Source organism: Buchnera aphidicola str. APS (Acyrthosiphon pisum), assembly GCF_000009605.1.
In the GTDB taxonomy this organism is placed as follows: Bacteria; Pseudomonadota; Gammaproteobacteria; order Enterobacterales; family Enterobacteriaceae; genus Buchnera; species Buchnera aphidicola_I.
Genome location: NC_002528.1, coordinates 274,035 through 299,870 on the forward strand (window position 1 = coordinate 274,035; position 25,836 = coordinate 299,870).

Sequence of the window (25,836 nt, forward strand, 5' to 3'; positions counted from 1 at the left end):
TTCAATTGAAGAGTTTGATCATGGCTCAGATTGAACGCTGGCGGCAAGCCTAACACATGCAAGTCGAGCGGCAGCGAGAAGAGAGCTTGCTCTCTTTGTCGGCAAGCGGCAAACGGGTGAGTAATATCTGGGGATCTACCCAAAAGAGGGGGATAACTACTAGAAATGGTAGCTAATACCGCATAATGTTGAAAAACCAAAGTGGGGGACCTTTTGGCCTCATGCTTTTGGATGAACCCAGACGAGATTAGCTTGTTGGTAGAGTAATAGCCTACCAAGGCAACGATCTCTAGCTGGTCTGAGAGGATAACCAGCCACACTGGAACTGAGACACGGTCCAGACTCCTACGGGAGGCAGCAGTGGGGAATATTGCACAATGGGCGAAAGCCTGATGCAGCTATGCCGCGTGTATGAAGAAGGCCTTAGGGTTGTAAAGTACTTTCAGCGGGGAGGAAAAAAATAAAACTAATAATTTTATTTCGTGACGTTACCCGCAGAAGAAGCACCGGCTAACTCCGTGCCAGCAGCCGCGGTAATACGGAGGGTGCAAGCGTTAATCAGAATTACTGGGCGTAAAGAGCGCGTAGGTGGTTTTTTAAGTCAGGTGTGAAATCCCTAGGCTCAACCTAGGAACTGCATTTGAAACTGGAAAACTAGAGTTTCGTAGAGGGAGGTAGAATTCTAGGTGTAGCGGTGAAATGCGTAGATATCTGGAGGAATACCCGTGGCGAAAGCGGCCTCCTAAACGAAAACTGACACTGAGGCGCGAAAGCGTGGGGAGCAAACAGGATTAGATACCCTGGTAGTCCATGCCGTAAACGATGTCGACTTGGAGGTTGTTTCCAAGAGAAGTGACTTCCGAAGCTAACGCATTAAGTCGACCGCCTGGGGAGTACGGCCGCAAGGCTAAAACTCAAATGAATTGACGGGGGCCCGCACAAGCGGTGGAGCATGTGGTTTAATTCGATGCAACGCGAAAAACCTTACCTGGTCTTGACATCCACAGAATTCTTTAGAAATAAAGAAGTGCCTTCGGGAGCTGTGAGACAGGTGCTGCATGGCTGTCGTCAGCTCGTGTTGTGAAATGTTGGGTTAAGTCCCGCAACGAGCGCAACCCTTATCCCCTGTTGCCAGCGGTTCGGCCGGGAACTCAGAGGAGACTGCCGGTTATAAACCGGAGGAAGGTGGGGACGACGTCAAGTCATCATGGCCCTTACGACCAGGGCTACACACGTGCTACAATGGTTTATACAAAGAGAAGCAAATCTGCAAAGACAAGCAAACCTCATAAAGTAAATCGTAGTCCGGACTGGAGTCTGCAACTCGACTCCACGAAGTCGGAATCGCTAGTAATCGTGGATCAGAATGCCACGGTGAATACGTTCCCGGGCCTTGTACACACCGCCCGTCACACCATGGGAGTGGGTTGCAAAAGAAGCAGGTATCCTAACCCTTTAAAAGGAAGGCGCTTACCACTTTGTGATTCATGACTGGGGTGAAGTCGTAACAAGGTAACCGTAGGGGAACCTGCGGTTGGATCACCTCCTTAAAAATATATACTTTTTTGAAAGTGCCCACACAAATTATCTAATAAAAAAATTAGAAGGCTTGTAGCTCAGATGGTTAGAGCGCACCCCTGATAAGGGTGAGGTCGGTGGTTCAATTCCACTCAGGCCTACCAATAAAAAATCATCTGGGGCTATAGCTCAGCTGGGAGAGCGCCTGCCTTGCACGCAGGAGGTCAGCGGTTCAATCCCGCTTAGCTCCAAAAATCTTTTTTTAATCTTAATCTTTTAAAAACTTCAAAATCAGTGCACGTACTTTTTAATCCAATTGATTTCTTAACATAATTATCATTTGTTCTTAAAAATAAATTAATTTTTTTTTCGAAAAAAATATAAGAAGGCAAGCTAGACTGACCTAGTTTCAATTTTATTTCAATTTTTTTTAAATATAATTTAATAAAATTATCATTAGGCAAAATAAACATAGAAAACTGTAAATTAGATAATGTGTATTCATGAGAACAGCACAAAAGAGTGCTATCTGGAAGAGACGAAATAATTTTTATAGAACGATACATTTCTAAATGTTTATTTTTAAAAACACGTCCGCAACCTGCCGAAAATAAAGTATCTCCGCAAAAAATATATGGTTGACTATAATAAGAAACGTGACCTGATGTATGACCTGGAGTAAAAAAAACATAAAATATCTTATCTAATAAGATAATCCTATCTCCATGAGATACAATTTTATTGACACCGTGCTGTCTTGTTTCTTTTGGTCCAAAAACGCTTATTTTTGGAAAATATTCAATAATTTTTCTTGTTCCTCCCGTATGGTCAATATGATTATGAGTTAATAAAATAGCTCTTAGGCGCCATTTTTTTCTCTCTATTTCTTGTATAATAGGCTCAGATAATCCAGGATCTATAATTATGCAGGAACCGCTGGTATTTAAAAGAACCCAAACATAGTTATCTGATAAAATCGATATTTTTTTTAATATCATAATTTTTTTATATTTTATTTTTATTCGAAAAAATTAAAAATTATAATTTACTATTTTCATAGTAAGTATCTTTTATTGAAGGATTTTTAGCAGACTGCCGTGCTATCATATCGCATCTTTCATTTTCTAAGTGCCCGATATGAGCTTTAACCCAAAACCAAGTGACTAAATGTTTTTTAAGAGCAGTATTAATACGTAACCATAAGTCTATATTTTTTACAGATTTTTTTTTGGCAGTTTTCCATTTTTTTTTTTCCATATAGGCATCCAATCAATAATTCCTTTTTTTACATATAAACTATCTGTTGTAATTTCAACATGACATGATTGATTAAGAAACTCTAATCCTGATATTACGGCCATTAATTCCATGCGATTATTAGTAGTTAAATGAAATCCTGAAGTTAATATTTTTTCATGCTTTTTGTAGCGTAAAATTGTGCCATATCCTCCTGCACCAGGATTACCTAAACAGGACCCATCTGTAAACATTTTAACTATTTTTAACATAATAATAGTAATTCCAAATAATTTTAATTATATTTACGTCATTGAAAATATTATGAATAGAAAAAGAACAATTATATTAGATACAGAAACAACAGGTATAAATCAAACAAGTCTTCCTCATATAAACCATAGAATTATAGAAATAGGAGCTGTTGAAATCATTGATCGTTGTTTCACAGGAAATAATTTTCATGTATATATTCAACCCGGCAGATCAATAGAGTCTGGAGCATTAAAAGTTCATGGTATTACTAATAAATTTTTATTAGATAAACCTATTTTTAAAGATATTGCTGATTCATTTTTAAATTATATTAAAAATTCTATATTAGTTATTCATAATGCTTCGTTCGATGTAGGATTTATAAATCAAGAACTAGAAATATTAAATAAGAAAATCAAAATTAATACATTTTGTTCTATTATTGATACATTAAAAATTGCCCGGGAATTATTTCCTGGAAAAAAAAATACATTAGATGCTTTATGTACACGTTATAAGATAAATAAATCTCATAGAAATCTACATAGTGCGATAGTAGACTCTTATCTTTTAGGTAAATTGTATCTTTTAATGACTGGCGGTCAAGATTCTTTGTTTTCTGATAATACAATTAATTATAAAGAAAATTTTAAAAAATTGAAAAAAAATATTCAATTAAAAAATAATACTTTAAGGATATTACATCCTACACTAAAAGAAAATGATTTACATGAAAAATATCTACAATACATGAAAGATAAAAGTACATGTTTATGGAATTAATTATAAAATAAATATAAAAAAGATCATTGACTGATTTTTTTAAAATATGTACAATATAAAGATACAAACAAGGTGTGGTAGTTCAGTTGGTTAGAATACCGGCCTGTCACGCCGGGGGTCGCGGGTTCGAGTCCCGTCCGCACCGAAAAAAATATTATATAAATATGTTATTTTAATACTAAATATTTACTTATTTTCCATTAAAAAGTTGAAAAATTTAAAATTATGTATAAAAAAATAATTTTTTCTGAATTTAACTCTGCGTCAAAAATATTAAAAAATTTTTTAGAAGATAAAAAACAAATAGAAAATATTCAAAAAGCAGCTATTCTAATTGCTCAATCATTTAAAAACGAAAAAAAAGTAATTTCTTGTGGAAACGGAGGTTCACATTGTGATGCAGTACATTTTTCAGAAGAATTAACTAGTGTATATAGAAAAAAAAGATCCGGATATCCCGCAATCTCCATTTCAGATAGTAGTTATATTTCTGCAGTAGGGAATGATTTTGGATACGATCAAATATTTTCACGATTTATTCAAAGTGTTGGTCATTTAGGAGATATATTATTAGCTATTTCTACTTCCGGAAATTCTTTAAATATAGTAAGAGCAATAGAAGAAGCAAAGAAAAAGAAAATGAAAGTAATCGTTTTAACAGGAAACAATGCAGGTAAAATTAAAAACTTATCTGATATAGAAATTTGTATTCCTCATTGCGGGTATTCAGATCGGATACAAGAAATGCATATTAAAATTATTCATATATTAATATTAATTATCGAAAAAGAAATGCAAAAAAATTAACGAATTATTCAATAATTAATCGTTACTACATTAAAATCCTATAATAATTTTCAAGTAATTTCCGCTTTTTAATAAATACTATTTTATAGTTTCGGAATTTCTTTTCATGAGTGAGAAATACATTGTCACCTGGGATATGCTTCAAATTCATACTAGAAAACTAGCTAACCGATTAGTTAAAAAAATTCATTCTTGGAATGGAATCATTGCTGTAAGTAGAGGAGGTCTTGTTCCATCAGCTTTGTTAGCAAGAGAGTTAGGTCTAAGATGCGTCGATACTGTGTGCATTGAAAGTTATAATTATGATTGTTTAAAAGAAAATAGAAAAATCATTAAAAAAGCAGAAGGTAATGGAGAAAAAATTATTGTAATAGACGATCTAGTAGATACTGGTGGCACTGCAAAAATTATTAGAAAATTATATCCAAAAGCATGCTTTGTAACTATTTTTGCAAAACCAATGGGTCGTTCATTAGTAGATAATTATATTATAGATATTCCTCAAAACGTATGGATCGAACAACCATGGGATATGTCCATTTCTTATATTCCCCCTCTTATTCAAAATTATAAAATCAAATAAAAAAATAATATTATTTCTCTTAAGAAATCTTTAATATAATGATTGTTAATGAAAATAAAATTTTCCAAAATAAATACATACTGCAAAAAAGGATGTTTTTATGATACATAACGAAGAAGAACAATTAGAAAAAAAAATTGAAAAAAATCAAGATCCAAAAATAAATCATAAAAAATATGACAGTGATAATTTAATAAAAAAAAATTTAATTCAATTTTTAGAAATACAACTAAAAGAATCTGAAGAAAAAATAATAGAAAAAGAAGAAATAGTTGAAAAAGAAATAGTATTAATACATAATAGATTTAATAAAGAGATTGAAAAATCTATAAAATTTTCTTTAGAAAAAATAATTATAGACTTCCTTCCTATTATTGATAATATTGAACGTGCATTAAACTTAATAGAAACAATTAATTTAAAACAAGAAAAGTACACAGAAATTTTAAAAAAATTGCAATTTATTTGTAATCTGTTAGAAAAATTTTTTTATTTATTTAATATTAAAAAAATTAATGATACAAATGTATTGTTTAATCCGTCTATTCATCAAGCAATGTCTATTCATTATACTAATGACATAATATCTAATCAAATAGTCACAGTTATGCAGTCAGGTTATATTTTACATAAATCTCGTTTGTTACGTCCTGCTATGGTTGTAGTGTCTAAAGAAAAAATATAAAAATAATATGTTTTTTAGGTTTAATAATATTGTAAAGTATTTTAATTGTTATTAAATCTAAAAATTTTATTAAAAATATTAATATATTTTTTTTAATTTTTTTGATAAAAAAACATTATTTCTTCTCCATTCTTTTGGATCTATAGTTAAATTTCTATAAATTTCAATTCTATCTCCATCTTTGATTTTGAATTTTAAATGTACGGTCTTATTGTATATTCCTATTCTGTTGTGATGAAATGAAACGTCATTTGTTAAATTTAACAAATTTGATTTTAAAATAGCATCTTTTACAGTAGATCCTAATGCAATATCAACCTGACAAATATATTGAATTTTTGGTAAAGCATAGACAACGGTTACTTTTATGATCTTCATATTTTTATAAATTTTTTTATTTTTTATTTTTTAATTTTATATAAAAAGATTGTTTTTATTTTAACTTATTTTACTTTTGGAATAAATTAAATTATGTTGCAAAAAAAAAAATATCAAAAAAAATCATCTAAAATTATAATTAATAAAAAAGCATATTATAATTATTTCATAGAAAAAGTATTTCAATCCGGTTTAGTTTTAGAAGGCTGGGAAATCAAATCTATTAGATCAGGTAAAGTAAATATTTCGGAAAGTTATATAATAAATGATCGTAATGAGATGTATCTTTGTAATTGCTTAATTGAACCTTTGCAAATGTCTTCAAATCGTTTTTCTTGTGATCCGACAAGAAAGAAAAAATTATTATTGCATAAAAATGAAATTGATTTTTTATCTCTTAAAAAAAAAAATACAGGATACACAATGGTATCATTATCTCTATTTTGGAAAAAATCTTGGTGTAAGTTAGAATTTGGATTAGCTAAAGGAAAAACTGCACAAGATAAAAGAATAAATTTAAAAAAAAGAGAATGGGAACAAGAAAAATTAAAAATACTTAAAAAAACTAAAGAAACATACTAAAATATTTTATGAAATATGAAAAAGATAAAAATTGGATGAAAATTGCTTTAAAATACGCATATTATGCTAAAGAAAAAGGGGAAATTCCCATAGGTGCAATATTAGTTTTTAAGGAACGTATAATCGGAATAGGCTGGAATAGTTCTATTTCTAAAAACGATCCAACTGCACACGCGGAGATTATAGCATTACGTGGTGCAGGAAAAAAAATAAAAAATTATCGATTATTAAATACTACATTATATGTTACTTTGCAACCGTGTATTATGTGTTGTGGTGCGATTATACAGAGTCGTATTAAACGTTTGGTATTTGGTGCTAATTGTAATTCATCAGATCATCGATTCTCATTAAAAAATCTGTTTTGCGACCCACAAAAAGATTACAAATTAGATATTAAAAAAAATGTTATGCAACGTGAATGTTCCGATATTTTAATAAATTTCTTCCAAAAAAAGAGAAAAAATAAAATCCATATTTGCAAGAAAATTTAATTAATTTTCCAAAATAACTAAAGCATAAGCGTATAATTTTTGATCAGAAATACTTACATGTATCGATTTACATTGGATTTCTTTAGATTTTTTTAGAGCATGTTTTAAAAAGCGCAATTTTGGTTTGCCCGATTTATTTTTATAAAATTCCAGTTGATTGAATGTTATTTGATGATTTATACCTGTTCCTAACGCTTTAGAAGCAGCCTCTTTAGCAACGAATTTTTTTGCAAGAAAACTAATACTATCATCGATAAGAATGTATTTCTTCCATTCTTCTGTAGATAAAATTTTTCTTGCAAATTTATCTCCATACTTTAAAAAAATATTTTTAATACGTAATATTTCTACAAAATCTATTCCTATACCTATAATTGACATTATAAAGATACACCTTATGTAAATATAATTTTTTATATTTAAAAATTATTGATTTTTTTAAAATCAGTTAAAAATTTGAACTTTTAACTAATTTTAAAAAATTAGTTATATTATTCTATTAATTTCAATTTTTGTCTTTAACCCATAAGACAAGATGAGTTTTTATATAAAATTTCTTTTCTATATTATTTCTTGAAATCATACTAATTTTTTTTATTTTCTCTCCATTATGACCAATTACAATACTTTTTTGCCTTACATTTTTTACCCAAATTATGGCTTTTATATAAAGTGCTATTTTTTCTTTCTTTTTAAAAGATTCTATTTCTACTTTAATTATGGAAGGCAATTCATCTCCTAAAAATAATATTAATTGTTCTCGAATAATTTCAGAGACTGTAAAAAAATCGGAATTAGTTGTAATATAACATTCAGGATATATATGACAGTTTTCTGGCAAATAAGATTTAATTATATTTTTTAATAATATTAAATTACTTATTTTTTTTGCAGAAATGGGAAGAATTTCTATAAAATCAATTTTTTTTTTGAGAAAATTGATAAAAGGCAACAAAATAATTTTGTTACTTATTTTATCAATTTTATTAATAATAATTAAAATTGGTATTTTAGTTTTCTTTATTTCATTTAAAATTATTTCATCATGTATTGTCCAATCAATCCGATCAATAATAAAAATGATTAATGTTGCGATTTGTGTTGTTTGATAAAAATTGTTTTTATGATGTTTCATTTGATTGTTATTTTTGTCAAAAACTACTCCGGGAGTATCTATATAAATTGATTGATAATTATCTTCTGTTTTAATACCGGTAATATTACTCTGTGTAGTATTTTTTTTTCTTGAAACAATAGAAATTTTTTTACCAATTATATTATTGAGTAATGTTGATTTACCAACATTTGCTTTTCCAACAATTATTACATGTCCACAATATTTTTTTTTTATTTTCACTCTACACCTAATTTAATTAATGCTTTTTGAGCTGCATCTTGTTCAGCTTTTCTTCTACTAGAACCTGTTCCAATCAAATATTCTGAAATGGTACTAATTTTACAATGAATGGTAAATAGTTGATTATGAGCTTCACCATATACTTCAACTATAAAATATAAAGGCAAAGATAAATGCTTTGATTGTAAATACTCTTGCAACCGTGTTTTAGGATCTTTTTGTGTGTCTCCAGGACTAATTTTTTCTAAACGTTTTTCATACCATTTTAATATTAATTCTTCTACTGTTTTAATGTTACTATCTAAATAAATACTTCCAATTAAAGCTTCTACAGTATTGGCTAAAATAGATTCACGACGAAAACCTCCACTTTTTAATTCTCCCTGTCCTAATTTTAAATATTCTCCTAAATCAAATTCATATGCGATTTCTGCTAAAGTATTTCCTCGAACTAAAGTTGCTCTCATTCGACTCATATCACCCTCATCGATATATGGAAAATGTTGATATAAAGCATTGGCGATAACGAAACTTAGAATAGAATCGCCTAAAAACTCCAGTCGTTCATTATGTTTACTACTCGCACTACGATGTGTTAATGCTTGTTTTAAAAGATCCTTATGAGTAAAAGTATATCCTAATACTTTTTGTATTTTTTTTGTCACAATATGATTCATGTTATACCAATTTCAATAATATTTTAATTGATTGTACATATAACAAGGAAAATAGAAATTTTGATAAAATTGAAGGTATACGCTAATATAAATATTGACTCTTATTATATTTCTATTAGATTAGTCTTTTCTAATGTATACTTCCAATTCTATTTATACGTATACCAGTAGGCCATTCATTTTCATTTTTATCAAAACTCATCCATATTTTAATGGCTTTTCCCACTAAGTTTTTTTCAGGTACAAACCCCCAATAACGACTATCTAAACTATTATCACGATTATCTCCCATCATGAAATATTCACCTTTAGGTACAATCCAAGTTAATTTAGGCATATTTTTTTGTTGAAAATAATTTTCTTTTGTATTTTTAATACTATTTAATAGTAATATACTATGTTTGACATCCTCGATTATTTCTTCAACAATATCAAAATATAATGAGTTATATATGTTTTTATCTTCTTTGATATTGTTCTTATTAGAGAAGTATATTTTTTGAATAAAATTACTAGATCGAGATTGGGAATAATTAATTGATATCTTCTTTTCACATCCTCTCTGGTCTGAATAATTCGTACATATATGTATGTGTTTATCGTGAAGATCATATCTAATTTTATCTCCAGGTAATCCTATTATACGTTTAATATAATTTATATTATGATCAGTAGGATGTTGAAATACTGCAATATCACCACGATTAGGTTTTTTGGTACGTATTAATATTTTATGTGTAATGGGTTCTTTAATACCATATGAAAACTTTTCTACTAAAATAAAATCACCCACTAAAAGAGTAGGCATCATAGAACCTGAAGGAATTTGAAAAGGCTCATAAATAAATGAACGTATAATAAATATTGCTAAAAAAATTGGGAAAAATGACGCTAAAGATTTTAAGAAATATGTTTTATTTTTTGATTTTTCTATTTTTTCTTGATGAAAATTATTATTGTTAATTATTTTTTTATTAATTAAATAATTTTTAAAGCTTTTGATACAATAAAAACTCCAAAATATTCCAGTTACTAATGTACTAATTAACAAAAAAATAGTTAATATATTTGCCATGGTATTTTCCTTTTTTTAACTTTCTCTAGAATTTAAAATCGAAAGAAATACTGTTTTAGGCACATTAACATTACCTATTTTTTTCATTCTTTTTTTTCCGTCTTTTTGCTTTTGTAACAATTTCTTTTTTCTACTAACATCACCACCATAACACTTTGATAATACATTTTTCCTCAATTGCTTAATAGTAGATCGTGCGATAACAGAATTGTTAATTACAGCTTGAATTGAAATGTCAAATTGATGTCGAGGTATTAATTTTTTCATTTTATCAACTATTTCACGAGAACGAGATTGTGCATTTTTATGGTAGGATAGTATTGTTAGAGCATCTACCTTTTCTGAGTTAATTAATATATCTATTCGTACCATTTTCACAGATTGAAAATATTTAAAATCATATTCCAATGAAGCATATCCACTAGATACAGATTTTAGTTCATCAAAAAAATTTAATATAACTTCATTCATAGGTATATTATATTTCAATAATACTTGATGTGAATGATAAACCATATTAATTTGAACACCTCTTTTTTTTATACATAATTTTATTATTGATCCAAGAAATTGAGGAGGTGATAGAATACTGCATTCTACGATCGGTTCTTTAATTATTTTTATATCATTCATATTAGGAAAATTAGAAGGAGTATCTAAATAAATTATTTTCCCATTAATAAGTTCTATTTCATAAATAACTGTAGGTATTGTAGTAATTAAATCAATAGAATATTCTCTTTCCAAGCGTGCTTGAATGATTTCCATATGCAATACACCTAAAAATCCACATCTAAATCCAAAACCAAGCGCTACTGAATTTTCTGGTTCATAAAATAAAGAAGCGTCATTTAAACTTAATTTTCCTAATGCATCTCTAAACATTTCATATTGATCTGATGTAAGGGGAAATAGACCAGCATATATTTGAGGTTTAATTTTTTTAAAACCTATTATCATATTTTTGGCTGGATTTTTAGCTGTTGTTAACGTATCTCCAACAGGAGCAGCAATGATATTTTTTATACCACAAATAATCCAACCTACTTCACCACATCTTAATTGGTTTTTATTTAATTTTTTAGGTGTAAAAACACCTATTTGATCAACATAATAATTTTTTCCTGTGCTCATTACTTGAATTTTATCTCTTTCAAATAATATGCCATTTTTAATTCTTATCAAAGATACTACACCTAGATAATTATCAAACCAGGAATCAATAATTAATGCTTGAAGAGGGGAATTTATTGAACCTTTAGGATAAGGAATATCGTTAATAATACGTTCTATTAGATCTTCGATGCCTTCTCCAGTTTTAGCTGAACATCTAATTGCATCCAATGCAGGTATTCCTATAATATCTTCAATTTCTTTAGCTACTTTGTCTGCATTTGAATTAGGTAAATCTATTTTATTTAATACAGGAACAATTTCTACATTCATATCTATTGCAGTATAACAATTAGCTAAGGTCTGTGCTTCAACCCCTTGAGTGGAATCTACAACTAATAATGCTCCTTCGCATGCAGCTAACGATCGAGATACTTCATAAGAAAAATCAACATGACCTGGAGTGTCAATAAAATTTAAATTAAAAATATTTCCTGATTTATTTTTGTAATCAATCATAACGCTTTGAGCTTTAATAGTAATGCCTCGTTCTTTTTCTAAATCCATTGAATCTAATACTTGATTAGACATTTCTCTTTCAGATAAACCGCCACATAATTGTATTAATCGATCAGATAAAGTTGATTTTCCATGATCAATATGAGCTATAATCGAAAAATTTCTTATACTTTTCATGTTTTTTATACCATATTCATGTTTAATACATTTTAACATGCAGTAAAAAATATTTTTTATTATTTTTATAAATTTTTAATAAAAAATATACTAGGATAAAAGTTTGTTTAAAAATAATATGTTTTAGAAATATAAAAGATAATTTATTTATTCTTCTTGTTTATGATATATAATGTAATATTAAATATATTAAAAAATATCTACAAGAAAATATTAAAATTAATACCTTTAATTATGATAATAAAAAAAAATAAAAAAATTATTGTTGCTATGTCTGGAGGGGTAGATTCATCTGTTTGTGCGTGGATTTTAAAGAAACAAAATTATCAAGTAGAAGGTTTATTCATGAAAAATTGGGAAGAAGACGACCAAGAAGGATATTGCAGTTCTACTAAAGATTTATTAGATGCAGAAAACATCTGTAAAAAATTAAATATATATCTTCATAAGATGAATTTTTCCTCAGAATATTGGGAATATGTTTTTGAAAACTTTCTAAAGGAATATAAAAAAGGAAACACACCTAATCCAGATATATTATGTAACAAAGAAATTAAATTTAATATGTTTTTGAATTATTCTATTCAAGAACTTAAAGCCGATTATATTGCTACAGGTCATTACGCTCGTATAAAAAAGATAAATGGTAAATATTTACTTTTAAAAGGAATTGATACTAATAAAGATCAAAGTTATTTTTTATATACTTTAAATAGTATTCAGCTTAGAAAAATTCTATTTCCTATCGGACATTTAAAAAAAAATAAAGTAAGGAATATAGCTAAAAAAATAGATTTAAAAATCGCTAAAAAAAAAGATTCTACGGGTATTTGTTTTATTGGTCCTAAAAAATTAAAAAATTTTTTAAGCCTTTATATTTCTGAAAAAAAAGGTGATATAGTTACAATTTCTGGACGAGTTATTGGCAAACATAGTGGAGTGTTTTATTATACTATAGGTCAACGGCAGGGATTAGGTATAGGCGGAATAAAAGGAGAATACAACATACCCTGGTATGTTGTAGAAAAAAATATTGAAAAAAACATATTAATTGTTGCTCAAGGTTCTTATAATAAACACCTTATGTCCATAGGATTAATTGCTAAAAATATTAATTGGATTAATTATGATCAGTTGTCTTTTCCTTTGTCTTGTATGGCAAAAACAAGATATCGTCAGAAAGATATTATATGTAAAATAGAATATATTAATAATCATCATATAAAAATATTATTTGATTGTCCAGTTGCCGCCGTCACACCTGGACAATCAGTAGTTTTTTATGTATCAGATATTTGTATAGGTGGTGGGATTATTGAATCTAGATTACCATTGTTATAATTTTAATTATTTTGAATAGTAAGGAGATAATTGTGATGAAAAAAATACACTTAATTACGTTATCACTTGCAGGTATATGTCAGTCAGCTCATTTAGTACAGCAATTAGCTTATTCAGGAAAATGCGACAGTAATGCATTCAGTATATGTTTAAAAAGTATTTTAGAAATTAATCCAACTTCTTTCATTGCAATATATGGTAATCATGAAAAAAACCTCATCATAGGATTGGAAATATTGTTATCTACTTTAACTTTTTCTAGTTTTTCTTATTCATATATTGAACTAATTAAATACATTTCTAATATGATGATTATTGAAAAAAAGTTAAAAAAAAGTCGTACGGCAATTTATTCTTTAAAAAATAAAATATCAGTTATATCTAGTGAATACTATTTAAATTACAACATAAAAAATTTAACTCGCAAACTAGGAGAACTATATCTTGAAATTATTAGTTCTTTAGGTTCGCGTATTGTAATAAAAGGAATAAAAGATTTTTTACAAGATCATCAAATACAAGAAAAAATTCGATGTTTGTTATTTTCAGGTATTCGTGCAATAGTTTTGTGGAAGCAATATGGAGGAAACCAACTGCAATTGATATATTTTAGATATTTTATTATTAAAAAAGCAAAAAAAATATTGTATCATTTAAAAGATGCAACTTAATTCTTATAAAAAATTGTTAAAAAATTAGGATATAAGGCATGGAATTAACCTCTTTAACAGCCATCTCTCCTGTTGATGGTCGATACAGCAATTTAACAATATTATTAAGAAATATTTTTAGTGAATTTGGTTTTTTAAAATATCGTTTGAACATTGAAGTTCAGTGGCTAAAAAAAATCATTAGTATGTCTCAAATATTAGATATTAATAATATTGAATATAAAGAAATATTATTTCTTGATAGTATTGTTGAAGAATTTAATGAAAAAGATGCAATTCTTATTAAGAATATAGAAAAAGAAACCAATCATGACATTAAGGCTTTAGAGTATTTTTTAAAAAACAAGATCGCTCAATCTAAAAATCTTTTAACTATTTCAGAGTTCGTACATTTTGGATGTACTTCGGAAGACATTAACAATATAGCATACTCATTAATGATTAAAGATGCTCGTGATAAAATAATTTTACCATTATGGTATAAAATTATAAGTACTTTAAAAAAAATGGTTTTTAAATATCAACACTATCCTTTATTATCTTTAACTCATGGACAACCCGCTACTCCATCAACTATGGGAAAAGAGATTGCTAATTTTTATTACCGAATGAAACGGCAGTATATCATACTCAAAAAAATAGAAATATTAGGAAAAATTAATGGAAGTACTGGTAATTATAATGCACATTTAGCAGCATATCCTGATATTAACTGGCATAAGATAAGTAAAGATTTCATCACGTCATTTGGTATTAATTGGAACCCATATACTACTCAGATCGAACCTCATGATTATATTGCAGAATTTTTTAGTTGCATGTCTCTATTTAATACAATATTAATTAATTTTAATCGCGACATGTGGGGTTATATTTCACTTAATTATTTTAAACAAAGAACAATAGATTATGAAATAGGTTCTTCAATAATGCCCCACAAAGTCAATCCTATTGATTTTGAAAATTCTGAAGGTAATTTAGGACTTTCTAATGCTCTTATGAATCATATGATTACAAAATTACCTATTTCTAGATGGCAGCGTGATTTAAGTGATTCTACGGTATTAAGAAATATAGGTGTGGCTATTTCTTATGCAATAATTGCATATAATTCTGTATTATCAGGAATTAATAAATTAGAAATTAATGAATCTGAATTATTAAAAAATTTGGATAAAAATTGGTCTATTTTATCGGAACCTATTCAGACTATTATGCGTCGTTATGGAATTAAAAACGCATATGAAAAATTAAAAAAATTGACTCGAGGAAAAGAAATAAATAGAAATGTCATACATACATTTATTTCTAGTTTAAATATTCCTGAAGAAGAAAAAAAACGTTTAAAAAATATGACTCCTTTCAACTATATTGGAGCAGCGAGTCAAATTATCAATGAAATAGAATAAAAAAAACAATAATTTTAAAACTTTTGTTTCAATCTTCTATTTATAATAAAAATTACAAGAAATTTTTAAAAAATTTAAAATATCAAGGAGAATATGCTGTGACATTAGGAATATTAGCTATTTCCATTCTGTTATTAACTGGATTTAATCAGTTTTTAAATACAAAACCAACTTTAAAAAAAAATTATTTTTTAAATCAAAAAAGTATAAAAAATACTTTAAAGAATTGGAATGATATCATTGCAACTACAGCTAATAAATATAAAGTTGATGAGAAATTAATTAAGTCCATTGTTTACGTAGAATCTTCTGGTAATCCTTATGCTAAAAGTCAATCTAATGCTATCGGATTAATGCAAATCAAACCTTCCTCAGCCGGAGCAGAAGTATATCGTTTAAATGGAAAAAAAGGCAGACCTTCTATTCAAGAATTATATGATCCAAAAACGAATATAGATATAGGAACTTCTTATATCAGTTTTTTACAAAAAAAATTCATCAGTATAAAAAACAAAGATGTCATGAGATATGCTATAATTGTCGCATATGTCAATGGAACTAGTGCACTTCTTAAAACATTTTCTAAAAGTAGAAAAGAAGCAATAAACATAATAAATACTATGACAAAAAAATCTTTTTGTACACACATAAAAAAAAACACCCGGCAGTGCAAGCATTTCGTTATTTAATGAAAATAATTACGGTTTATAATCTAATATAAAAATATTATTTTTAAACAATTAATAATTTTTTAAAAAATTAAAGATTATTCTTAATAATATCTATATCTTGAGATATAAAAATGGGATTTTTAAAAGGTAAAAAATTTTTAATAATTGGCATTTCAAGTGTACGATCAATTGCTTTTGGTATAGCAAAATCTTTATATAATCAGAAAGCTGAATTAGGATTTGTATGCCAAAATGAAAAAATCAGAAAAAAAATAAAAAAACTAGTAGAACCAATGAAATCTTGTATCGTACTATGTTGTGACGTTTCTAATGATAAAAATATTAAAAAATTATTTATAGATTTAGGTCAGGTATGGAAGAAATTTGACGGATTAGTTCATGCAATTGCTTATTGTCCAAAGCAATATTTTAATGGAGATTTTATTGATAATATTACCAGAGAAGGTTTTAATATTTCTCATGAAATTAGTTCTTATAGTTTTATAGGATTGGTTAAAGCCTGCAGAACAATGTTAAACAATTTTTCTTCTTTATTGACTTTATCTTATTTAGGTTCACAACGTGTCGTACCTAATTATAATGTTATGGGTTTAGCTAAAGCTTCATTAGAAGCAAGTGTCCGTTATATGGCTAGTTCATTAGGAAAAGAAAATATTCGTGTCAACGCTATTTCGTCTAGTCCCATTAAGACTATTTCCTCTTATAAAATTACAAATTTTAATAAAATACGAAATTGTTCTTATGCATCTTCTTTTTTAAAAAATTCTGTTACCAGTGAAAATATAGGAAATGTAGCATCCTTTTTATTGTCTGATTTGTCTTTAGGTATTACTGGTTCAGTTATTTATGTTGACAATGGTTTTAATGTCAGCAGCATGAATAATATTCAATAATATTATTATTCAAAATTTAGAAGGATTATTTATACATAAAAATAATTTACATACAATATACATGCTAATTTTAAAAACTAAAAAGTAATTATCTATGTTATTTCATAAATGAATTATACATTTAAATTAATTTTTTACATTTATGAGATTCTTAATTTTTTACAATGACAATTGGGTCGTATTATTATGTTTCAAAATAATCCATTACTTACACAGTTAAAAAAAAACCTACATGCTAAATCACCACGTGTTGAAGGCATAGTAAAAAGCACTGAAAGAGGATTTGGATTTTTAGAAGTTGATCCGCAAAAAAGTTATTTTATACCTCCAAAAAATATGAAAAATGTTATGCATGGAGATAAAATAATTGCATTATTAACAACAGAAAAAGATCGAGAAATAGTTGAACCTGAAAAATTAATTGAACCTTTTCTAAATAGATTTGTTGGAAAAATAGAGAAAAAAGACAATCGCTTATTTATTGTTCCAGATTATCCGTTTTTAAAAGATCTTATAACATGTCAACCTAACAAAAATTGTATCAATATTTTTCAAAACGGAGATTGGGCTGTAGCTCAATTAAAAAAACATAAACTCAAAGGAGATCATCTTTTTTATGCTGAGTTAACTGAAAAAATTACTCAAGAAGATGATCCATTAATACCATGGTGGGTAACTCTAGCACGTCACGATCTTGACAGGAAAGAACCTTTAGCAGAAGACGATGATCTTATATTAAAAGAAAGCGATAATAGAAAAGATTTAACAGATTTAGATTTTATTACTATCGATAATACAAATACAAAAGATATTGATGATGCTCTTTTTGTAAGTGAAAAAAATAATGGAGATATTTCTTTAATTGTCGCTATTGCAGATCCAACCGCTTATATTAAACATGGTAGTAAATTAGATGTTATAGCATCTAAAAGAATATTTACAAATTATTTACCAGGTTTTAACATTCCTATGTTACCCCGTAATTTATCAGAAGATATATGTTCATTAAATCCTAACAAACGTCGCCCTGTATTGGCATGTCATATTACGGTTTTAAAAAATGGAAATATCTCTAATAAAATTGAGTTTTTTTTAGCCTGGATTAAATCAAAATCAAAATTATCTTACGATCATGTTTCAGATTGGATTGAAAAAATAGGGTCATGGATACCACCAACAAAATCTATTGCAAATCAAATATTAATTTTACATCGTCTATGTTTATTACGTATAAAATGGCGCAAAAAAAATGCAGTGTTATTTAAGGATAGCATAGAATATCGCTTCCATGTATCAGAACATGGAAAAATCATAGATGTGTTAATTGAAAAAAGGCGTATTGCTCATAAAATTATTGAAGAATCTATGATAGTAGCAAATATATCTGCTGCTAATTTTTTATCTAAAAATATTGGTTTTGGTATATATAATGTTCATTCTGGTTTTGATCTTGTTAATGCTGAAAATGCAGTATCCTTTTTGAGAAGTTACAATTTAAACTTTACTGTGAAAGAAATAACTACATTGAAAGGTTTTTGTAATCTAAGACGTGTATTGAATATTATATCTAATAATTACATCGATAGTCGTATCCGTCGTTTTCAATCTTTTGGAGATTTCAGTACTATACCAGGACCACATTTTGCACTTGGTTTTTCAGAATATGCAACCTGGACTTCTCCTATTCGTAAATATAGTGATATGATTAATCATCGTTTATTAAAATCTATTATAAAAAAAGAAAAGTCAATTAAACCTGGTGAAGATATTAAAATAAAAATAAGTGAACAAAGACGACGTAATAGAATGGCTGAAAGAGATGTTTTAGATTGGCTTTATACTATATTTTTACAGAAAAAAAAATATCAAAACCAAAAATTTAACGCGGAAATAACTGATATTTCTAGGAGTGGAATAAGAGCCAGATTAATAGAAAATGGTGCTAATGTTTTTATTCCTGGAACTCTAATACATCCTATTAGAGAAGAATTAAATTTTAATCAAGAATCAGGAAAAGTTTTTATTAATGGTATTATGCATTATAAAATATCTGATTTGATTCAAGTCACTTTATCAGATATTCGTTTGAAAACTCGTAGTATTATTGCCAAACCTGTATTTGAAAAATTTAAATAAGAAATAAATATGCTATTTTATTCAGTATAAAAATCAGAAGACTACCTGAAACATAATAAAAATTTTTTCAATAAGTTATGAAAATTAAATATAAATTAGGAGTATAATATGAATATTTCAATTTTTGATTTATCTATATATATAAAATTTTTTATAGGTTTATGTGCTTTAGTTAATCCAATTGGAATGATTCCTATCTTTACAACTATGACAAATAATCAATCTTTTTTAGAAAGAAAGAAGACTAATATAGTAGCTAATTTTTCAGTATCATTAATTTTATTAATATCATTATTTTTTGGTAGTAATATTTTAAATATTTTTGGTATATCTATTAATTCTTTTCGTATTGCTGGTGGAATTCTAATTATTAGCATAGCTTTTTCTATGATTAGCGGTCAATTCATTAAAACAATAAAAACTAAAAAAGAAACAAAAGAAGAAAATAAAATAGATAATATTAGTGTTGTTCCCTTGGCAATGCCTTTAATTGCTGGTCCAGGGGCAATTAGTTCTACTATTGTTTGGAGTACTTATTATTCAAGTTGGGCTAATTTATTTTTATGTAGTTTAGTAATTTTCTTATTTTCTTTTGTTTGTTGGTTATGTTTTGAAGCTGCTCCATATGTTGTGCAAATTCTAGGAAACACAGGAATTAATATCATTACTCGTATTATGGGTTTATTATTAATGTCTCTTGGAATAGAGTTTATTAGTACTGGTATAGGTGCTATTTTCCCAGGATTATTACATTGATCTATTTTTTTATATTTAAATTTTTACCGGATGATTCTTGAAAAAAAAAATTATTTTTTTGCGTAATTTAGGAATAGAACATTGGTTAACAACATTTAATAAAATGAATAATTTTATTATATCACGCAATCCTTGTACTTACGATGAAATTTGGTTTGTAGAACATTATCCTATTTTTACTCAAGGGCAATCGAATGAACAAAAAAATTTAATTGTTTCTAATGATATTCCAGTAGTACAAACTAACAGAGGCGGTCAAATTACATATCACGGACCCGGACAACAGATATTATATTTTTTAATTGATCTAAAACGTAGAAAAATGAATATTCGTCAATTAATAAATATAATGGAACAAACAGTAATTGAAACTTTAAACAATTTTTCTATTCAAGCATACACTAAAAAAAAAATGCCAGGTGTATATATTAATGAAAAAAAAATATGTTCTTTAGGATTGCGCATAAAAAAAGGGTTTACTCTTCATGGTTTAGCATTAAATGTTAATATGAATTTAACACCATTTAACTACATTCATCCTTGCGGAGATAAAAATATGAAGATGACACAAATAAAAGATTTTAATTCAAATGTTAAATTAAAAGATGTAAGGTTTATTTTAATTAAAGAGTTATCTAAATTTTTAGAAATTTTTATAATCAACAGTAATTAAAATAAAAAATTCACTAAATAAATTTTGTTTTTTTATCTTAAATTTCTCCGTATAAGAATTATTTTAAAGTTAATTTTCAACATATATTTTCATCTTTGTAATTGAGATAATAAATTGTATGAAAAAAAATAAAGATGTTTTATTAAAAAATAAAATATTAAAAAAATTAAATATTATCAATATTAAAAATCTTGATAACATTAAAGAAAAATTAAAAAAACCTGATTGGATAAAAATTAAAATACCCGTTAATACGTCTCGTATATATCAAATAAAAAATGCTTTACGTAAAAATAATCTATATTCTGTTTGTGAAGAAGCTCATTGTCCAAATTTATCTGAATGTTTTAATAATGGTACTGCAACATTCATGATTCTAGGATCTATATGCACACGAAACTGTCCTTTTTGCGCTGTTTTTCACGGAAGACCTAATCCTGTAAATGTAGAAGAACCTCAAAAATTATCTGATACTATTTTTGATATGGGGATTAATTATGTAGTAATTACCTCAGTAGTACGTGATGACTTATATGATGGGGGAGCTGAACATTTCGTTAATTGTATCAAGGCTATTAAAAATAAAAATCAAGTAAAAATTGAAATATTAGTTCCAGACTTTCGAGGAAGAATAGAATTAATTTTAAATATTTTTAATAAGGCATTGCCTGATATTTTTAATCATAATATAGAAAATGTTCCTAGACTGTTTAAAAAAATTCGTCCAGGAGCAAATTATCAAAGATCATTATTATTATTAGAGTCGTTTAAAAAAAAATATTGCAGTGTATTAACTAAATCAGGTTTAATGTTGGGTCTGGGTGAAAAAGATGTAGAAATTATTCAAGTAATGAAAGATCTTTATTCAAGTGGTGTAACGTTATTAACGGTAGGTCAATATCTTCAACCTAGTATTCATCATTTACCAGTAAAACGGTATATACCTCTTTCAGAATTTGAAAATATAAAAAAAGAAGCTTTATCGATTGGGTTTACTAATGCTTTTTGTGGTCCTTTTATTCGTTCATCATATCATGCTAGTTTTCAATCGCATTTACCTATTAAAAATAATGATATTAATAATATTTAACAGTTAACTTTTATATGTAATGTAATTAGAATATTTTACATCGAAAAATATATAGAAAATAATATTTTTTTAATTATATATATTTTTTATACTAGAGGTCTATAGTGTTGAATCCTAATATTTTTCACATGCCGAAAATAATCATTGCGTTAGATTTCTGTAATAAAAAGTCCGCTATGAAATTAGTAAATCTTCTTAATCCATCAATTTTTTATTTAAAAATTGGAAAAGAAATGTTTACAATTCTAGGTTGCAAATTTGTCAAAGAATTACACCAACTAGGATTTAATATATTTCTTGATTTAAAATTTCATGATATTCCGAATACTGTATTTAACGCTACAAAGGCGGCAGCTGATTTAGGGATATGGATGTTAAGTGTTCATGCTTCTGGTGGTAAAGAAATGCTAATCTCGGCAAAAAAAGCATTAAAATCTTTTAAAAAAGCTCCTTTATTGATAGCCGTTACAGCATTAACTAGTTTTAAAGAAGAAGCATTAAAAGAAATTGGAATTAATATTTCATTAACTGAATATATTTTAAAATTATCAAAATTATCTAATGATTGTGGATTAGATGGTATTGTATGTCCAGGTAAAGAAGCAAAGAAAATCAAGTTTTTATTTGGAAATAAATATAAAATTATTACGCCAGGTATTAGAATTGCTAAAGATTTACTATATGATCAAAATAACATTATTACTCCTAAAGAAGCAAAAGAATATAAAATAGATTACATAGTAATAGGACGTTCTATTACTATGTCAAAAAATCCAATTAAAAAATTAGATTTAATAATAAAATCGATGCAATAAATAACAATTTTAAAAAATATTTATTTAATTGTAAATTAGGAGAATTTATGCAATTAATAGAAAAAGCCATGTTACCTACTCCTTGGGGAAATTTTCTTATCTTTGGTTTTGAAGAAAAGAAAAATGGGAAAAATCATGTTGCTCTTGTATATGGTGATATAAAAACAAACACTCCTACTCTTTCTAGAGTACATTCAGAATGTCTAACAGGAGATGCTTTTTTTAGTTTACGTTGTGATTGCGGTAGTCAACTAGAAATGTCTATGAAAAGAATTTCTCAGGAAGGCAGTGGTGTATTAATTTATCATCGTCAGGAAGGGAGGAATATTGGTCTTCTTAACAAAATAAAAGCATACGCTTTACAAGATAGAGGCTTAGACACGGTTCAAGCAAATCAAAAACTTGGTTTTTCTGCAGATGAGAGAGATTTTTCATTATGCGCTGATATATTTAATATATTAAATATTAAAAAAATTCGTTTATTAACAAATAATCCATTTAAAGTGCAGATGCTGAGTGATGCCGGAATAAATATTGTAGAACGTGTTCCTCTTATTGTAAAAAAAAATCCTAAAAATGCTTATTATTTAAAAACTAAAGCTGAAAAAATGGGTCACTTGTTGTCTGAATAAGTACGATTAATTATTTAATAATATAAATTTAATTTTGAATTTGTAAAAATAAATTTTACTGTTTAAGGAGTAGGGGTTTTTTTGATGAACCCCCGGATTAAAATTATAACAAAAAATCTTCTAATATTTTTTTACGCTCTAAAATAGCATTTTTAATAACTGATGGAGTGCGACCTTGACCAGTCCATGTTTTAAAATCTCCGTTTTTATTAATATATTTATATTTTGCTGGTCTTTTAGGTCTTTTGCGTTTTTCTGATGATTTAATAGAATTAGTTTTTGTTAGTAATTCGTTAGGGTTAATACCATCAGCAATCAACATTTCTCTATATTTTTTTAATTTTATTGCCCTCTGTGCTATTTCTTCTTTTATTTTCTTTTCTTCTTTTTTTCTTTCATTAATAACAACTTTAAATTTTTCTAATATTTCCTCTAGAATTTCTAAAGAACATTCTCGTGAATGTACACGAAGTGTACGAATATTATTTAGAATTTTTAGTATTTCATTCATCATCATGTTCTCATTATATCCGTTCAAGGTAAAAATTTTTTTACTTAAAAATTAATATCAAAAATGAGAAATTAATAATTTTAATATATTTAAAAGAACTGATTTATTAAAACTATAAAAATTTTTCTTATAAAATATTATATAAAAAATTTTTACACTTTGGCACTTAAAATATATAAAAATTAAACAAAATACTACGTTTTTATATAAATATATAACATGGTTTTGTTGTACGTACAATATAATGATTTCATAAAATATAAATATATATATTTATTATAGTGAAATATTCTATTGATAAAATAAAATTTATTATTGATTAAAATTTTTTAAAAATTGTTATTATTACAATAATGGACTTAAAAAGTAAAATATTTTTTCAAGAATTCTTTTCCAATATGCGCGCATAGACCAAGCTTTTTTATCTATTAACTGGGAATCAGAAATATATTTATTTTGTATACAAAACAAATTACGTCCAAAATCACTATCATCAATAACCAAAGTTATTTCGAAATTTAACCAAAGACTTCTCATATCTAGATTAACAGTCCCAATTAAACTTAGTTGTTGATCTACTAATATACTTTTACTATGTAATAATCCTTTTTGAAATTGAAAAATTTTTACACCTGCTTCTAATAACTCACTAAAAAAAACTCTACTGGCCCATTTTACTAAAATAGAATCATTATATAAAGGTATAATGATGCTAACTTCTACTCCTCTTTGAGCTGCAGTACAAATAGCTTCTAATAAATCTTCACTAGGAACTAAATAAGGGGTAGTTATGATTAATTCACGTTTAGCTGAATAAATAGCTGTCAATAACGCTTGATGAATCATATTTTTAAGAAAACCCGGTCCGGATGCAATTACTTGAATACTAGCGTTTTTATTAGATTGATTTTCTAACATTTTTTTATTTGGTAATTGAGGCAAGATTTTTAAACCTGTTTCAATTTCCCAATCACAAGAGTAAATTATACCCATTGTTGTAGCAATAGGCCCTTCTATTCTTGTCATTAGATCAATCCATTGTCCAATTTCAGAAGATTTTTTAAATAAATAAGGATCTACAAGATTCATGCTACCAGAATATGCAATATAATTATCAATTAATATAATTTTTCTGTGTTGTCTAACATCAACACGTCTTAAAAAAACTCGTAATAAATTCACTTTTAAAGCTTCTACTACTTGAATTCCAGATTTTCTCATAATTTCAACCCAGGGGCTCTGAAAAAATTCAATACTTCCTGCTGAATCAAGCATTAATCTACAATGTATTCCACGTTTTGCAGAATCAATCAGAGCTATTGCCACATCATCTGCCATCCCACCTGGTTTCCAAATATAAAAAACCATTTCAATATTTTTACGTGCTAAATAAATATCACGTATTAATATTTGCATAATTTTCTTGGTATTAGTTAATAATTTAATTTTCTTGCTTTTAATTCCGTGTAGACCTTGTCTATTTTTACATAACTGAAATATAGAAGTAGCTACTTCACTATTTTTTATTTGAAAAATATATGTACAAGACTTTAATTCATGAAGCCATTTATTAGAAATGGACCATATTCTATTTGCAATTTTTTTTTGTCTTTTCCCTAAATAAAGCTCACCAAAAAAAAACCAAATAGAAATACCAATAAAAGGAATAATATAAATTGTTAGTAACCAAGACATGGAATAAGGTATATTGCGGCGTTTAATTAAGACTCGAAAGGTAATATTAGCAATTAGTAACCAATATGTTGAAAAAATTAAACATTTGATTAAATTATAGAAAATATCCATCCATTGAAGGTCCTATTTATGATTTTGTCAAAAGATCTTCTATTTAATTAAATATTTTTTATTTTTTTAGAAAAGTATATATAATATTTAAAGTAGTAGAATAATGTATATATATTAAAACTTATTCATGAATATAAAAAATGAATCTGATTCTAAAAATTAATAAAAAAAT

26 protein-coding genes, 3 tRNA genes, 1 rRNA gene and 1 pseudogene are annotated in these 25,836 nt (G+C 26.8%); 21 read left to right on the forward strand and 10 right to left on the reverse strand.

Translation table 11 applies throughout. The features are described from left to right. The first annotated feature begins 2 nt into the window (after positions 1 to 2). The 3 genes from BU_RS01300 (at position 3) to BU_RS01310 (ending at position 1,769) form a co-directional block, all read left to right on the forward strand. A 16S ribosomal RNA gene (locus tag BU_RS01300) occupies positions 3 to 1,550 on the forward strand. Between the two features lie 55 nt (positions 1,551 to 1,605). Further along, positions 1,606 to 1,682, forward strand: a tRNA-Ile gene (locus tag BU_RS01305). A 14-nt stretch (positions 1,683 to 1,696) separates the two neighbouring features. Continuing rightward, positions 1,697 to 1,769: transfer RNA gene (locus tag BU_RS01310), tRNA-Ala, on the forward strand. On the opposite strand, the gene gloB is transcribed toward BU_RS01310, so the two are convergent. After that, complete coding sequence (gene gloB / locus BU_RS01315; protein ID WP_009874200.1) at positions 1,761 to 2,516, reverse strand: hydroxyacylglutathione hydrolase; 756 nt, start codon at positions 2,514 to 2,516, stop codon at positions 1,761 to 1,763. The two genes, BU_RS01310 and gloB, sit on opposite strands and share 9 nt — an antisense overlap. A gap of 40 nt (positions 2,517 to 2,556) precedes the next feature. Continuing rightward, a pseudogene (rnhA, locus tag BU_RS03170) lies at positions 2,557 to 3,026 on the reverse strand (ribonuclease HI). Positions 3,027 to 3,078: 52 nt separating this feature from the next. Between rnhA and dnaQ the strand changes: the two are divergent. The 5 genes from dnaQ (at position 3,079) to BU_RS01350 (ending at position 5,867) form a co-directional block, all read left to right on the forward strand. Beyond that, on the forward strand, positions 3,079 to 3,792 hold the full coding sequence (dnaQ, locus tag BU_RS01330) for a DNA polymerase III subunit epsilon (protein WP_010896025.1): 714 nt from the start codon (positions 3,079 to 3,081) through the stop codon (positions 3,790 to 3,792). A gap of 71 nt (positions 3,793 to 3,863) precedes the next feature. Next, positions 3,864 to 3,937 (forward strand) — tRNA-Asp (locus BU_RS01335). A gap of 80 nt (positions 3,938 to 4,017) precedes the next feature. After that, positions 4,018 to 4,599 (forward strand): D-sedoheptulose 7-phosphate isomerase, encoded by a 582-nt coding sequence (gene lpcA, locus BU_RS01340; RefSeq protein ID WP_009874204.1) that lies wholly within the window; start codon positions 4,018 to 4,020, stop codon positions 4,597 to 4,599. 106 nt (positions 4,600 to 4,705) lie between these two features. Continuing rightward, positions 4,706 to 5,182: a xanthine phosphoribosyltransferase gene (gene gpt, locus BU_RS01345; protein WP_009874205.1), complete on the forward strand. Its 477-nt coding sequence runs from the start codon at positions 4,706 to 4,708 to the stop codon at positions 5,180 to 5,182. Positions 5,183 to 5,282: 100 nt separating this feature from the next. Then, positions 5,283 to 5,867 (forward strand): nucleotide exchange factor GrpE, encoded by a 585-nt coding sequence (locus BU_RS01350; RefSeq protein WP_010896026.1) that lies wholly within the window; start codon positions 5,283 to 5,285, stop codon positions 5,865 to 5,867. Between the two features lie 78 nt (positions 5,868 to 5,945). On the opposite strand, the gene BU_RS01355 is transcribed toward BU_RS01350, so the two are convergent. Beyond that, positions 5,946 to 6,245 (reverse strand): RnfH family protein, encoded by a 300-nt coding sequence (locus tag BU_RS01355; protein ID WP_010896027.1) that lies wholly within the window; start codon positions 6,243 to 6,245, stop codon positions 5,946 to 5,948. Positions 6,246 to 6,338: 93 nt separating this feature from the next. On the opposite strand from BU_RS01355, the gene smpB reads away from it, so the two are divergent. After that, a complete protein-coding gene (smpB, locus tag BU_RS01360) occupies positions 6,339 to 6,827 on the forward strand; it encodes an SsrA-binding protein SmpB (protein WP_009874208.1) in 489 nt (162 codons plus the stop codon). A gap of 8 nt (positions 6,828 to 6,835) precedes the next feature. Then, a complete protein-coding gene (tadA, locus tag BU_RS01365) occupies positions 6,836 to 7,321 on the forward strand; it encodes a tRNA adenosine(34) deaminase TadA (protein WP_010896028.1) in 486 nt (161 codons plus the stop codon). Here the strand turns inward: tadA and acpS are convergent, their stop codons facing one another. The 5 genes from acpS to lepA all read right to left on the reverse strand — a co-directional run bounded on the left by acpS (position 7,322) and on the right by lepA (position 12,239). Next, positions 7,322 to 7,702 carry a holo-ACP synthase gene (acpS, locus tag BU_RS01370; protein ID WP_009874210.1) on the reverse strand — a complete coding sequence of 127 codons (381 nt, stop codon included), beginning with the start codon at positions 7,700 to 7,702 and terminating at the stop codon, positions 7,322 to 7,324. A 124-nt stretch (positions 7,703 to 7,826) separates the two neighbouring features. Then, entirely contained in the window at positions 7,827 to 8,678 is an 852-nt protein-coding gene (era, locus tag BU_RS01375) for a GTPase Era (RefSeq protein WP_010896029.1), read from the reverse strand. After that, positions 8,675 to 9,355, reverse strand: coding sequence for a ribonuclease III (gene rnc / locus BU_RS01380; RefSeq protein ID WP_009874212.1), 681 nt, complete (start codon positions 9,353 to 9,355; stop codon positions 8,675 to 8,677). Before rnc ends, era begins: the two co-directional genes overlap by 4 nt. 130 nt (positions 9,356 to 9,485) lie before the next feature. Further along, a complete protein-coding gene (gene lepB / locus BU_RS01385) occupies positions 9,486 to 10,430 on the reverse strand; it encodes a signal peptidase I (RefSeq protein ID WP_009874213.1) in 945 nt (314 codons plus the stop codon). A 15-nt stretch (positions 10,431 to 10,445) separates the two neighbouring features. Further along, complete coding sequence (lepA, locus tag BU_RS01390) at positions 10,446 to 12,239, reverse strand: translation elongation factor 4 (protein ID WP_164927332.1); 1,794 nt, start codon at positions 12,237 to 12,239, stop codon at positions 10,446 to 10,448. 234 nt (positions 12,240 to 12,473) lie between these two features. On the opposite strand from lepA, the gene mnmA reads away from it, so the two are divergent. The 11 genes from mnmA (at position 12,474) to ribA (ending at position 23,347) form a co-directional block, all read left to right on the forward strand. Further along, entirely contained in the window at positions 12,474 to 13,580 is a 1,107-nt protein-coding gene (mnmA, locus tag BU_RS01395) for a tRNA 2-thiouridine(34) synthase MnmA (protein ID WP_010896031.1), read from the forward strand. A 35-nt stretch (positions 13,581 to 13,615) separates the two neighbouring features. Then, on the forward strand, positions 13,616 to 14,251 hold the full coding sequence (hflD, locus tag BU_RS01400; RefSeq protein ID WP_009874216.1) for a high frequency lysogenization protein HflD: 636 nt from the start codon (positions 13,616 to 13,618) through the stop codon (positions 14,249 to 14,251). A gap of 38 nt (positions 14,252 to 14,289) precedes the next feature. Then, positions 14,290 to 15,660: an adenylosuccinate lyase gene (purB, locus tag BU_RS01405; protein ID WP_009874217.1), complete on the forward strand. Its 1,371-nt coding sequence runs from the start codon at positions 14,290 to 14,292 to the stop codon at positions 15,658 to 15,660. 98 nt (positions 15,661 to 15,758) lie between these two features. Continuing rightward, positions 15,759 to 16,349, forward strand: coding sequence for a transglycosylase SLT domain-containing protein (locus BU_RS01410; RefSeq protein ID WP_231834388.1), 591 nt, complete (start codon positions 15,759 to 15,761; stop codon positions 16,347 to 16,349). Between the two features lie 113 nt (positions 16,350 to 16,462). Further along, on the forward strand, positions 16,463 to 17,245 hold the full coding sequence (locus BU_RS01415) for an enoyl-ACP reductase (RefSeq protein ID WP_010896033.1): 783 nt from the start codon (positions 16,463 to 16,465) through the stop codon (positions 17,243 to 17,245). A 186-nt stretch (positions 17,246 to 17,431) separates the two neighbouring features. Then, positions 17,432 to 19,381 carry an exoribonuclease II gene (gene rnb, locus BU_RS01420; protein WP_010896034.1) on the forward strand — a complete coding sequence of 650 codons (1,950 nt, stop codon included), beginning with the start codon at positions 17,432 to 17,434 and terminating at the stop codon, positions 19,379 to 19,381. Between the two features lie 108 nt (positions 19,382 to 19,489). Next, on the forward strand, positions 19,490 to 20,137 hold the full coding sequence (locus BU_RS01425) for a YchE family NAAT transporter (protein WP_010896035.1): 648 nt from the start codon (positions 19,490 to 19,492) through the stop codon (positions 20,135 to 20,137). A gap of 37 nt (positions 20,138 to 20,174) precedes the next feature. Continuing rightward, a complete protein-coding gene (lipB, locus tag BU_RS01430) occupies positions 20,175 to 20,810 on the forward strand; it encodes a lipoyl(octanoyl) transferase LipB (protein ID WP_009874222.1) in 636 nt (211 codons plus the stop codon). Between the two features lie 118 nt (positions 20,811 to 20,928). After that, complete coding sequence (gene lipA / locus BU_RS01435) at positions 20,929 to 21,900, forward strand: lipoyl synthase (protein WP_010896036.1); 972 nt, start codon at positions 20,929 to 20,931, stop codon at positions 21,898 to 21,900. 104 nt (positions 21,901 to 22,004) lie between these two features. Beyond that, positions 22,005 to 22,715, forward strand: coding sequence for an orotidine-5'-phosphate decarboxylase (pyrF, locus tag BU_RS01440; protein ID WP_010896037.1), 711 nt, complete (start codon positions 22,005 to 22,007; stop codon positions 22,713 to 22,715). 47 nt (positions 22,716 to 22,762) lie between these two features. After that, positions 22,763 to 23,347 carry a GTP cyclohydrolase II gene (gene ribA / locus BU_RS01445; protein ID WP_009874225.1) on the forward strand — a complete coding sequence of 195 codons (585 nt, stop codon included), beginning with the start codon at positions 22,763 to 22,765 and terminating at the stop codon, positions 23,345 to 23,347. A 103-nt stretch (positions 23,348 to 23,450) separates the two neighbouring features. Here the strand turns inward: ribA and BU_RS01450 are convergent, their stop codons facing one another. Beyond that, on the reverse strand, positions 23,451 to 23,858 hold the full coding sequence (locus BU_RS01450) for an H-NS family nucleoid-associated regulatory protein (RefSeq protein WP_009874226.1): 408 nt from the start codon (positions 23,856 to 23,858) through the stop codon (positions 23,451 to 23,453). A gap of 345 nt (positions 23,859 to 24,203) precedes the next feature. Continuing rightward, complete coding sequence (gene cls, locus BU_RS01455; RefSeq protein WP_010896038.1) at positions 24,204 to 25,664, reverse strand: cardiolipin synthase; 1,461 nt, start codon at positions 25,662 to 25,664, stop codon at positions 24,204 to 24,206. Between the last annotated feature and the right edge of the window lie 172 nt (positions 25,665 to 25,836).